The 12,092-nt window shown below is 71.8% G+C and carries 8 protein-coding genes; 1 reads left to right on the plus strand and 7 read right to left on the minus strand.

Translation table 11 applies throughout. The annotated features are described in order from the left end of the window. Window positions 1-370 precede the first annotated feature (370 nt). The gene (locus Msi02_RS24875) at window positions 371-1,555 is read right to left on the minus strand and encodes a hypothetical protein (protein ID WP_204050489.1); all 1,185 of its coding nucleotides are present in this window, start codon (window positions 1,553-1,555) and stop codon (window positions 371-373) included. 791 nt (window positions 1,556-2,346) lie between these two features. Between Msi02_RS24875 and Msi02_RS24880 the strand changes: the two genes are divergently transcribed. Continuing rightward, a complete protein-coding gene (locus Msi02_RS24880) occupies window positions 2,347-5,265 on the plus strand; it encodes a DUF4082 domain-containing protein (protein WP_239108677.1) in 2,919 nt (972 codons plus the stop codon). On the opposite strand, the gene Msi02_RS24885 is transcribed toward Msi02_RS24880, so the two are convergent. From Msi02_RS24885 to Msi02_RS24910, 6 genes are all read right to left on the minus strand, one after another. Then, complete coding sequence (locus tag Msi02_RS24885) at window positions 5,257-6,309, minus strand: glycosyltransferase family 4 protein (RefSeq protein WP_204050490.1); 1,053 nt, start codon at window positions 6,307-6,309, stop codon at window positions 5,257-5,259. The two genes, Msi02_RS24880 and Msi02_RS24885, sit on opposite strands and share 9 nt — an antisense overlap. An 81-nt stretch (window positions 6,310-6,390) precedes the next feature. Further along, the gene (locus Msi02_RS24890; RefSeq protein ID WP_204050491.1) at window positions 6,391-7,683 is read right to left on the minus strand and encodes a lipopolysaccharide biosynthesis protein; all 1,293 of its coding nucleotides are present in this window, start codon (window positions 7,681-7,683) and stop codon (window positions 6,391-6,393) included. Between the two features lie 3 nt (window positions 7,684-7,686). Next, on the minus strand, window positions 7,687-8,826 hold the full coding sequence (locus Msi02_RS24895) for a glycosyltransferase (protein ID WP_204050492.1): 1,140 nt from the start codon (window positions 8,824-8,826) through the stop codon (window positions 7,687-7,689). Between the two features lie 9 nt (window positions 8,827-8,835). Then, a complete protein-coding gene (locus tag Msi02_RS24900) occupies window positions 8,836-10,089 on the minus strand; it encodes a hypothetical protein (protein WP_204050493.1) in 1,254 nt (417 codons plus the stop codon). Window positions 10,090-10,094: 5 nt separating this feature from the next. After that, window positions 10,095-11,198, minus strand: a complete 1,104-nt coding sequence (locus Msi02_RS24905; RefSeq protein ID WP_204050494.1) for a glycosyltransferase — start codon at window positions 11,196-11,198, stop codon at window positions 10,095-10,097. A 37-nt stretch (window positions 11,199-11,235) separates the two neighbouring features. Further along, on the minus strand, window positions 11,236-11,967 hold the full coding sequence (locus tag Msi02_RS24910; RefSeq protein WP_204050495.1) for a class I SAM-dependent methyltransferase: 732 nt from the start codon (window positions 11,965-11,967) through the stop codon (window positions 11,236-11,238). Window positions 11,968-12,092 lie beyond the last annotated feature (125 nt).

The raw sequence follows: 12,092 nt of genomic DNA on the forward strand, positions 1-12,092 counted from the left end.
ATTTTCTACCTTTCTCGCATAATCGAGCGAATGCCATATAACCGCGCACATCGCGGGGGGACTTTCTATGCGAATCGGCTCAGGGAGCCGACAGATGCGATGCGCAAACGATGACGCGAGGAAGGCCGCCACGGAATGGGGGATTGCCGCGCCGATGAAGAGGATCTATGCGCGGGCGAAAAAGATCTACGAAATGCCCGCTCGAGTTGGATGGTACTCCGGGGTGTCTGCGGTTTCCATATGGTCCGCTCCCTTTGCTGCGCTCGGCTCCCCTTTCATCGCATTTCCAGATAAGCGAATCCCGATTTCGCGCCGGACGTTTCCGGCGCCGTCCTGTGGGCCGGGCGGGAGCGCCGCCCGGCCCCGGCGGTCAGGACAGGACGGTGAACGGACGGCAGTTGCCCGGCCAGGCGGGGACGCCGCCGGTGCCCGGGACCGCCGGCAAGACCGTGCACCGGGTCTGCGCCACCTGATCGGCGGTGGCCACGGTGACGTACAGGTCGTTGCCCGTGCCCGCGAGCTCGGCGTCCACCGAGACGGCCCGTACGCCTTCGGGGTAGCCCGCGACGTGGGACAGGTCGTACCAGGTGTGCGTGCGCGGATCCCGGACCAGGGTCCTGCCGTCACCGGGGACGCGGCCGAGGAACGTCAGGAGCGAACCCGGATTGCCGACGAACGAGCTCGAGTCCACGCTCGTCGTGGGGCCGGCGGGCCCGGGTGGTCCTTGCGGACCGGCCTTCCCCTCCGGTCCTGCCGGTCCCTGCGGCCCGGCGGGCCCCGCGGGCCCGGGTGGTCCTTCCGGCCCGGCCTTCCCTTCGGGTCCGGCCTTTCCCTCCGGTCCTTCGGGTCCGGCCGGTCCTTCCGGGCCCCGGGGCCCTTCCGGCCCGGGTGGCCCCTGCGGCCCCCGCTCGCCGGTCTCCCCCGCCGGCCCGGCCGGGCCCGTGGCCCCCCTCTCGCCGGACGAGCCCGACGAGCCGAACGGGACGAACGGACCGGCGGGCCCGCCGGCTCCGGACAGCCAGGGCGGCGCGGACAGGAAGGGCCCGGCGGCGCCACCCGAGTCGCGGGGCCCGCCGTCGTCGTCCCACCGAGGTACGGCCGCCGCAGGGCCTGGGCGGACCGGTGCGGCGGCCCCCGCCGCACCCGGCGGCGCGGACGGCGGAGCGGCGGCGGCGCCCTCTGTGGCCTCGTCGTCCCAGGACCAGGGCGGCGCGGCGAACGCGGCGGTGGCCCCTCCCCGTGCGTGCCGGCCGTCCGTCGCGCGTGCGTCCCGCGGCGCGCACGGCCGCTTCTTCGCCTTCTTCGCGCCGCGGGTCGCCGAACCGTGCGGGCGCCCGGGCCCGGGACCGCAATCCGCGTCCGCCCTCGGCCCTCGTGGACCGTGGCCGAGGGTCGCGGAGGCGGTCCCACTCGCCGCGACGCCCGCAACGGCCGGGGCGGCCAGCGCCATGACTCCGCCGGCGACCACCCCGGCGACCACCGCGGCGACGGCACGCCGCAGTGCGCCCGCCCCGTCGGTCGACCGCGACGTCGCCCCACTTTCCCGAGGATTCACGCGAACCCGTCCTTCCAGCGAGAAATCCAGCTTCTGATGGCCACTTCCGGGCCGGCGCGAAATCCCGGCGAATTCTTTTCGCGGAGAAACCGCCGCCTGGGCGTTCCGGCCGCCGGAAGGCCGGGGTATGCCGATTCACAGGCATCCCTTGCCCCGCTCTTTGGCGGCGGTTTACCCGGCCCCGCGCCGGCGGCGCCGGCAGGGCGCGCGAAATGCGAAACGGTATCCGCCCTGCAGGGAACTCTCCGTTTCCGTGCATGTCGCCGGGCGATATTCGGGCACCGCTATCCTTCGCTAGCCGTCCTCAGCTTAAGGCGTTCCGCCGCGCGAACCAGAGGTTGTACATGCCAGGCGAATGGAAAACAATCGGCGCTGCCCGGAAAAAAGGATTTCCCGGCGCCGCGCGCATCTTCGGCATCGTGATGACGGCCGCGGCCGTCCTCCTCGCCACAACCTGGGCGCCGGTGTCCGCCGAAGACTCCGCCGAAGACCTGGGCCAGGGCGACATGAGGATCGTAAGCACGAGGCCCTCCGGCCCGCCGCAGGGCACGCCCACGCCCGATGCCAAGGTTTCCCCGCAGCTCACCACAGGCGCCCCCACGAGCGGCCCCACGCGGGCCCCGCGCCTCGGCGGCTGGGGGCACCTCCGGAGGGGACATGGCCGGGCATCCCGTCAGACGTGCCCGCCAGGGTCGATCATCTGCGTCGAGAACAGTCTGCCGGGCAGTCCACCCTCCGAGTGGGACGTGCCCGGTGCGGGCAGCCCGACGATCACCGGTTACGCCACCCAGATGAGCGTCAACGCGGGACAGACCCAGCAGTTCAAGGTGAACGCCCCCTCGATCACCTCCTACCGCATCGACATCTACCGGGTCGGTTACTACAGCGGCCTGGGCGCGCGGAAGATCGCCACCGTCAACCCCTCGGTCCTGCTGCCGCAGTCGCAGCCGGCCTGCCTCAACGACACGACGACGGGCCTGGTCGACTGCGGCAACTGGAGCGTCTCGGCGTCCTGGACCGTACCGGCCGACGCGGTCTCCGGCGCCTACCTCGCGAACTTCGTCCGTACGGACGGCACCAACGGCGTCAGCCAGAACATCTTCGTCGTCAGGAACGACGCGCGTAACTCCGACATCCTCGTGCAGACCTCCGACGCGACGTGGCAGGCGTACAACACCTACGGCGGCAACAGCCTGTACAAGGGCCTGCCGGCGGGCCGCGCCTTCAAGGTCAGCTACAACCGCCCGGTCATCACCCGCGCCGGGTGGCCGGAGACCTATTTCTTCAACGCCGAATACCCCATGATCAGGTGGCTGGAGTCCAACAGCTACGACGTGAGCTACACCAGCAGCGTCGACACGGTGACCAGCGGCTCCCAGCTGCTCAACCACAAGGTGTTCTTCTCCTCCGGGCACGCCGAGTACTGGTCCTCGGAGATGCGCGACAACGTCATCAACGCCAAGAACAAGGGCGTCAACATCGCCTTCTTCACCGGCAACGAGATGTTCTGGAAGACGAGGTGGGAAAGCAGCATCGACCCCTCGGCGACCCCGAACCGGACGATGGTCTGCTACAAGGAGACCGTCGCCAACATGAAGATCGACCCGAGTCCCACCTGGACCGGGACCTGGCGTGACCCGCGTTTCGCCCAGCCGCCCAACGGCGGCTATCCGGAGAACGCCATGACCGGCACGCTCTTCATGATCAACGGCAACGTCAACAACGCGATCACCGTCCCGGCGGAGTACGCCCCGATGCGCCTGTGGCGCAACACCTCGGTCGCGAACCTGCAGCCCGGGCAGGTCGCCACGTTCCCCAACGGCACGCTCGGCTACGAGTGGGACGAGGCGCCGGACAACAGCTTCTCTCCGGCGGGGCTGGTGCTGCTCTCCCGCACCACCGTGGCCACCCCCAACAAGTTCCTGCTCGACTTCGGCGCGACGTACGGCGCCGGGGTCGCCACGCACAGCCTCGTCCTCTACCGCGACCCGAGCGGCGCGTACATCTTCGGCGCGGGGACCATCCAGTGGTCGTGGGGGCTCGACTCCGTCCACGACCGGTCCGGCACGCCGACGGACATCCGGATGCAGCAGGCGACGGTCAACCTGCTCGCCGACATGCGGACGCAGCCGGCCACCCTGCAGCCGGGCCTGGTCCCGGCCACCCCGTCGACCGACACCTCTCCCCCGACCTCGACGATCACCACCCCGTCGAGCGGCGCCTCGGTGCCCGGCGGCACCACCGTGACGATCGCCGGAACCGCCTCCGACACCGGAGGAGGCGTCGTGGCGGGCGTGGAGGTGTCGGTCGACGGCGGCACCACGTGGCATCGGGCGACCGGCCGGACCACCTGGCAGTACGCGTGGACGACGACGAGCAACCAGGGCCCGGTCACGATCATGTCGCGGGCCGTGGACGACATCGGCAACATCCAGCGGACCCCGGCCGGCAGGTCGGTGACCGTCAACGCGGGCTGCCCGTGCTCCATCTGGTCCCCGGACACCGTGCCCGCCATCGTCACCAAGGACGACAAGCAGCCCGTCGAGCTCGGCGTCCGGTTCCGCGTGCGGACCCCCGGCTACATCTCCGGCGTCCGCTTCTACAAGGGCCCGCTGAACACCGGGACGCACGTCGGCAGCTTGTGGACCAACACCGGGCAGTTGCTGGCGCAGGCGACCTTCACCGACGAGACGGCGACCGGGTGGCAGCAGGTCAACTTCTCGACGCCCGTGCCGGTGAACAACGACGTCAGCTACGTCGCCTCCTACCACACCAACACCGGGAACTACTCGGTCAACCGGGACTACTTCGTCACGCAGTACTCCAACGGCCTCATCACTGGGCTGGCGGACGGCACGGACGGCGGCAACGGGCTCTACACCTACAGCAAGACGAGCACGTTCCCGACCAGCACCTATCGCGCCAGCAACGCCTGGGTCGACGTGGTCTACTCGCAGGCGACCACGCTGTGGGACGAGTCGGCGACACCGGCGGTCATCGCCCAGCCCGACACCAAGGCGGTCACGCTCGGCGTCAAGTTCCAGTCCTCCGTCTCGGGCGCCATCCGGGGGATCCGCTTCTACAAGAGCACCCAGAACACGGGTGTCCATGTCGGCAGCCTGTGGACGACCGACGGCCAGCTTCTGGCGAGCGTGACGTTCACCAACGAGACGCCGTCCGGGTGGCAACAGGCCCTCTTCTCCACACCCGTGAACATCACGCCGGGCACCACGTACATCGCGTCGTACTTCACACCGAGCGGGTTCTACGCGCTGGACCGGGACTACTTCACCACCCAGTACAGCCGCGGGCCGCTCACCGCTCCGTCCAGCACCGCGTCCGGGGGCAACGGGGTCTACACCTACGCCGCGACGAACACGTTCCCGGCCGCCACCTACCGCGCCTCCAACTACTGGGTGGACGTGCTGTTCGATCCCGCCCAGACACAGGCCGCCGCCCGCCGGGCCGTGCGCTACGGGGCCGACCGGGCGTACGGGAGTTCGGTGCCGCTCTCGGTGCCGCACTCGCTTCCGGGGCGGCGGCCCGCGGCGCCGTACGCGCCGGCCCCGCTCGTCCGCAGGACCGGCCGGCCGCAGCACGTCACCGCGCGGGCGCCGATGCTGGAGAGGTATTCGTATCTGGTCCCCGGCCCGGCGAAAGATCGGAAAGGTCACCGGGGCCGCCCGCGATCGGTCACGCGATCACGGTGATCCGTACCAGTCCTCGATACGGGCCGCCACAAGCGGCCAGTCGAGGCGGGCGACGGCCGCCCTGGCGCGCCCGGTCATCCGGGCGCGGGCCTCGTCCCCGTCCAGCACCGACAGCAGGCAGGTGAGGAGATCGTCGGCCGATCCGCTGCGGAAGACGCGGTAGGCCTCACGATCGGCCACCACCGGGTCCAGCGTGGCGTCGGAGGAGACGACGACGGCGGCGCCCAGGGCGAGCGCCTCCAGCGCGGCCGTGGGCACCCCCTCCCCGACGGAGGAGAGCCTGCGTGAGGAGAGCACGAACACCTGCGCCCGGCTCACCAGCCCGTAGACCTCGTCGCCGGGAAGGTGCCCGGTGAACTCGACGCCCCGCTCCGCGCCCGCCAGACGTTCGAGGCGGGCGCGCTCGGGCCCCTCGCCCACGATGACGAGGCGCGCCCCCGGCCGTACGGCGCGCAGTCGGCGGAACGCTTCGATCGTCAGGGCGTGGTTCTTCACCGGGACGAGGCTGCCCACGCTGACGATCAGTCCGGGCTCCGGGGTGGCCCGCGACCGGAATGCCTCGAGCCGGGGCAGGTCCACCCCGCTGGAGATCGTGAGGATCGCGTGCGCGGGGACGCCGGCGCTGCGCAGGTCGGCCGTGGGCCGGGTGCCCAGCGCGGTGAACCCGGCGACGTGGCGGAAGGCCCACGGCATGATCGCGCGATGCCGCATCGCCAGCGCGCCGTGCACGGTGACCAGCAGCGGAACCCCCAGCCGCCGGGCGACCGGGCCGAGGAAGAGCGCCTCACGGTGGTCCCCGTGCAGGTGCACGACGTCCAGCGGCCCCAGGCGTGGGAGCGCGCGGGCGCAGTCCATGGCGAACGCGAGGGGATCCGATTTCCTGGCGACGGCGCGGGTCACGCGGCTGCGCGGCGGCGTCACCGCCGCGACGCCCGGCGGGACCCCTCCGTGCCGGAGGGCCACCAGCACCCGGTGCCCCCGAAGCGCCTGCTCCTGGGCGACACGCGCGGTGTGGCGTTCCTTGCCTCCCGGTTCCGGAGGCATCCGGTATGAGATATGCAGAATCCTCACGTCATCCTCTCCGGTGATTTCCGCGCCCGCCGTCGATACGCGCGGGCCGTCTCCCTACGCGGATCTGCGCGCGCTCGCCAGATCGCGGGCCGCGCGCCCGCGGCCGCGCAGCGAGGCCGCGACCCATCGCACATCGGCGGCGCGCGGCAGCAGATCCCCGGCGCCGAGTCCGGCGGCCCTGGCGAACCACCCGACCTCCACCGCCGCCATGGCGCCGTAGCTCAGGGTCGAGGCGAGGGCCGCGCCGGTCGCTCCCCACAGCGGTATGAGCACGGCGTTCAGCGCGACGTTCGACGCGAGGGCGCACGCGGCGACGGCGGTCATCGTCATCGGACGGCCCAGCCGCACCAGGTACTGCTCCACCGGCCGCAGCAGCGACCAGGCCACCGTGCCGGGGGCGAGGGCGAGCAGCGGCGTCAGGCTCCCCGAGAAGGCCGCGCCGTACAGGGTGGGGATCAGCAGGGGCGCGACGCACGCCAGCGAGCAGACGGCGGCCGACCCGAGCATGAGGTTCAGCCGGACGGTCCGGGCCGTGACGGCCTGGGCCTCGGCCTCGTCCCTGACCGCCTGGCGGGCGACCACGATCTGCGCCAGCGCGTCGGTGGGCACCCTCGACAGGGACAGGAGCGACGTCGCGACGGTGTACAGGCCCACCTCGGCCGGCGTCACCCAGACGTTCAGGAGCAGCACGTCGACGGTGAGCAGGAGATGGAACGCGACCGCGCCCAGGTGATAGCGGCCCGACAGCGCGAGCTGCCGGCGGGCGAGCGCCGCCTCCCCTCGCGCCGGCAGCCCGAGCGGCCGGACGAAAAGCGCGAAGGGGAGGACCGTGGAGACGGCCCAGCAGGCGACCACCGCCGTCAGCGTGAGCGTCCCCGTGACCGCGAGCAGCAGGATCGGGACGTACAGCACCACCGCGGACAGAACGGTGGATCTGTTGGCGAGCCCGACCCGGGACTGGAGCAGCAGGACGCCCTTCAGGTTGACCGCCGCGACACCGAACGGCACGGCGAGCAGGGCCATCACCATGAGCTGCGGGACGACCGGCAGGCCCAGGACGGTCACCACGCAGAAGGTCGCCGCGCCGGCGGCGGCGCCGAGGACCAGCCCGAGGACCATGGCGTTGCCGACGAGGGGCCGGTGGCGGTCGAGGACCGGCCACAGCGCCATCTGCGACCTCCCGACCGACAGATGCCCCACGACCGTGGCGATCCCCGCGGTCGTGGTGACGGTCGCGTAGACGCCCCGCCCCTCGGGCTGCAGGCCGCGGGTGAGGAAGACGCCCGCCACGGCGGCCATGGCCAGCGGGAACGCCTGGCTGGCCATGGTCTGCAGGAAACTCCGCACGCCCTAGCTCCCCCGGCGGGCCGTGAGCAGCCGCTGGTACAGGTCGAGGTGCTCGTCGGTCACGGTCTCCATGTCGAGGTTCCGCCACGCCCAGGCCCGGGCCGACGCGCCCAGCGAGGCCGCGAGCGCCGGATCGTCGACCAGCCGGGCGATGCCGTCCGCCAGGGCGCGCGGCGCCCGGGCGGGCACCAGGACGCCCCGGTCCTGCAGCAGTTCCGGCGTGCCTCCGACCGCGGTGGCGACGATCGGCCTGCCCGCCGCCATCGCCTCCATGACCGCGTTGCTCAGGCCCTCCGCCGTCGAGGGCAGGGCCACCACGTCGGCGCGGGCCAGCAGCGCCGCGGTGTCCTGGCGGAAGCCGAGGAAACGGACGTCGACACCCGCCTCGGCGGCCTGCCGCTCGAGCCGCTCGCGCTCCGGGCCGTCCCCGGCGAGCACGAAGGTGCAGGGGCGGCCCCGGCGGGCGAGCAGCGCGGCGGCCTCGACGAGGAAGCGCTGCCCCTTGTTCTCGCTGAGGCGGGCGACGCACACGACCACGGGCAGCGCGGTGTCGACGGGCTCGGGCTCGACCCGGTCGAAGGCCGAGGGCGGGAGCCCGTTGTAGATCACGCTCACCTTGCGGCCGGGAACGGCCTCGACCTCGCGCGTGCCCTGGGCGATCACCGCCGAGTTGGCCACGATGTGGTCGCTCATCCGGTTCACCACCCGCTCGATCGCGGCCGTCCACGGCTTCTTCGGCCGCAGGTAGCCCTGGGTGCGCCGGGCGGTGACGACCACCGGCACCCGCGCCAGCCGGGCCGCGGGAGTCCCCAGCAGGTAGCACTCCCACAGGTAGCCGTGCAGGACCTCGGGCCGGAGATCCCGCAGCAGCCCGACCAGGCGGGCGAACGCCCGCAGGTTGCCCGGCGGCGGGACGATCCCCTTCGGATTGCGGGAGAAGCCCAGGCAGTGCACGTCGATCCCGGCCGCGCGCAGGTCCTCGGCGTGCGGGCCGCCCCTGGACATGACGAACACGTGGACCTCCACCCCCCTGTCCCGCAGCCGCTCCGCGAGCAGGCACAGTTGCCGCTGGGCGCCTCCGAGCCCGAGGTGCCCGATGAAGAGCACGACGCGCCGCACTTTGCCTTCGTCTGTCGGTGCCATCGGACGACCTCACGTTCCGCGTACGAGTGAGCCGGAAGCTTCGGGACCGGCGGCGCGCTCCTCCGGTGGCCCGGCGTACGGCCGCGTCCTGCTCCACGCGATCGCCGAGAGCAGGCTCGTCACCATCACGATCGGGATGCGCTGCCGGAAGATCAGGCCGATGTTCGACATGGTCGTCGCGTACGCGATGGAGGCGGGCACCAGGAACAGCAGCAGGATCAGGAGCATCCTGCGGTCGTGGCGCCACAGACGGCGCGCTCCCTGGACGGCGCAGAAGAGCAGCCAGTACCAGATCAGCGTGTCGATCTTGCCGAGCTGGAGTGCCATGCTCCCGCTCGCCCACGGGAAGGGCGACAGCAGCGTGTAGGCCAGCTTCGGTCCCAGGTCGTTCCACGCGTTGCCGCCGTCGTCGAAGACGACGCCCGACCCGCCCTCGGCGTTGGCGAGCCGGGTGTGCTCCGACTGCCCGCGGTCGAGTTGCGCCTGCATCGTGCCGAGCGGCCCGCCGCTCTGGTCGAGGCCCTGCAGCAGGACGAGGACCGGGATCAGCACGACGGCGAAGACGACGATGCTCCGGCCCGACAGCGCGCGTTTGACCCGGAAGACCCCGGCGAGCAGCGGCAGGCTGCACATGAACACCATGTAGGGACGCACGTTCCACAGCGCCCAGAGCAGCGGTCCGAGCGCGACGATCTTGAGTGCGTCGAAGCGGCGCAGGTTCGACACGGCGAGGCCCAGGCACGCCACCACGAGGAACGCGTTGAAGCCGTCCTTGAACATGTCGGAGGTGTGCAGCAGGAACCCCGGCAGGAACGCCGTGAGCACGAGGAGCCGGAACGCCGCCCGCTCGTCCGCGCCGAGGAGCCGGGCGAACCTGTACAGGACGACGCACAGCGCGCAGCCGAGCAACGCCACGACCGAGGTGCAGGCCAGGGGCGCCTTCCCGCCGCACAGATACATGATCAGCGCGAAGACGTGGCATGGGACCGCCACACCGTAGACCGAGCCCAGTTCGTCGGAGGTGACGTAGTGCACGCCGTTCCGGTGCCAGAGCTCGACGATGCCGAGCGCTCTCGCCTCGTAGGAGTAGTTGTCCCCGCCGTATCCCAGGCCCGACCGCATCAGCAGGATGTGGACGGCCAGCCGTACGGCGAAGGCGGCGAGCAGCACGGGCAGCGCTCGCCACGCCACCTGCGGCGTGAGGCTGGCGTGCACGACGACGACGAGCAGCACCGCGGCGGCGATGACGACGATGTATTCCACCGGCGTCACCCCGCGTCCGTCGAACACGCCTCGGCGTACAGCGCGTCGAACCACTCCGCGGCCCGCCTGATGTCCACCAGGTCGGCGCTCGCCCGGGCGCCCGCCCTGAGCCGGGCCAGCGTGGCGGGCCGCATCGCCCGCAGGATGCCCTCGGCGAGCGCGTCCGCGCTGCCCGGCGGGGTGAGGATGCCGTTGCGCCCGGTCTCGATCAGGTCGGGCACGCCCCCGACGGCGGTGGACACCACGGGAACCCCCGCGGCCAGCGCCTCCATGACGACGACCGGCAGCCCCTCCCAGGAGGAGCTGAGGACGAGCAGGTCGGCGGCGGCGATCAGCCGACCCGCGTCGGGCACGTGCCCGGCGATCCGGACGGCGGCGTCGAGCCCGAGCGCGGCGATGCGGCGGCCCGTCGGCTCCAGTTCCGGGCCGGACCCGGCGAGCAGGAAGACGGCGCGCGGCTCGGCCGCGACGACCCTGGCGGCGGCGTCGACCAGCAGCCCGTGGTTCTTCTGCGGCCGGAAGTTCGCGACGTTCACGACGAGGAAGGCGTCGTCGGGGACACCCCACTCCCGCCGGGTGACGGCGGCCAGCGCGGCCCGCTGCCGCTGCTCCGCCACACGCACCCCGTGCACGCACGTGGCCGGGGCGCGACCGCGCCTGCCGGTGCGCGCCCGGGCGACCTGGGGCGAGACCGCGACGGTCCGGCTGTCCAGCCACCCGGTCAGCCGGTCGAGCAGCATGGTCACCGGGCGGTAGCGCACGTTGTGCACCGTCGAGACCAGGACCGGCCGCGGCCGCCACAGCCGCGACACCGGCCGCAGCAGCGCCCCGGGCAGCGGCGAGTGCAGGTTCACGACGTCCGGCCGCAGGCGCCTGACCTCGTGGAGCAGGCGCGCCAGCCGCAACGGGCGCGGGCAGGCGGTGAGGTCGACGACCTCGATCCCCGCCGACCTGAGCCGCTCGGTCAGCTCTGCGGTGGAGGCCGTCAGGCACACGACCGTGTAGCGGTGCGCCTGCCGCGAGGCGGCCAGCAGCCGCTCGACGAGGAGCACCTCCGCGCCTCCGACGTCGAGCGTCTTGATCACTTCACAGACATGGACACCGCGCATCGCGCTCGATCCCCTCGAAAGGCGTTCCATCGGGGTGCTAGCGGCGCTCGACGGCCCGCAGCCCCGAGCCCGTGACGCCGATGTACTTGCCCTCGTACGCGAAGACGCGGAAGAGCGGCTGCCGCTCGGCGTACTCCCGGAAGACCAGGTTGTCCTGGATGTCGTCCATCACGAGCACGTGCCTGCCGGTCAGGTGGGACCGCACCCGCCGGAGGAAGAACTCCCGCCCGTGCCTGGTCTTGTCCGAGTCGTAGTGGACGAGATCGACCATCGTGTCCGGGGACAGGAATTCCTCGAGATTGCGGCGGTCGCCCTTTATCCGCAAGGTCCACCGGCTTTTCAGATCGTTCGGCACGACATATCCGATATAGCGCTCCGGATTGGCGAGCCGGAAGAACGGGAAATCGCTGGACATCAGCCGGCCGGCTCCGTTGACCCGCATCGCGGCCAGCATCGCGGCGGTGGACCAGCCGGCCGCCACCCCCGTCTCCAGAGCGAGCGCGGGCCGGACGGCCCTGGTCAGCAGGTAGAGCAGTTCCATTCCGCCCGCGCCGCCCAGGTTCACCCCCGCCGCGGCGAGCGCCTCCATGCGCGACCGGGCGAGGTCCGCGAGGGACTCGGCGAACTCCTTGCCCTCCCGCCACAGGACCGGGTCGACGCCGTTCCCCCAGGCATCCATGTCCTCGGCGTGTTTCGCCGCCCAGGCGCGCGCGGCCTTCCTCTCCCGGTCGTGCCCATGGCTCAGCCGAGACCATATCTTCCGCGTCATCACGGGGAGATAAGAGGGGCGGGCGGCATTTCTGGCGACGACGCGAATATTCATGGTCGAAGGATACGCGGGCGCTTTATTCGACGACCGGAGCGCCACTGGAATATCTGAGGAAAACAAGCGGG

This window comes from Microbispora siamensis, assembly GCF_016863095.1.
GTDB lineage: Bacteria > Actinomycetota > Actinomycetes > Streptosporangiales > Streptosporangiaceae > Microbispora > Microbispora siamensis.

Coding starts and splice junctions, on each gene's coding strand:
- Msi02_RS24880 (WP_239108677.1), top strand. CDS start 2,347: ATGAGCGTCAACGCGGGACAGACCCAGCAGTTCAAGGTGAACGCCCCC.
- Msi02_RS24905 (WP_204050494.1), bottom strand. CDS start 11,198: ATGCGCGGTGTCCATGTCTGTGAAGTGATCAAGACGCTCGACGTCGGA.
- Msi02_RS24895 (WP_204050492.1), bottom strand. CDS start 8,826: ATGGCACCGACAGACGAAGGCAAAGTGCGGCGCGTCGTGCTCTTCATC.
- Msi02_RS24885 (WP_204050490.1), bottom strand. CDS start 6,309: ATGCCTCCGGAACCGGGAGGCAAGGAACGCCACACCGCGCGTGTCGCC.
- Msi02_RS24910 (WP_204050495.1), bottom strand. CDS start 11,967: ATGACGCGGAAGATATGGTCTCGGCTGAGCCATGGGCACGACCGGGAG.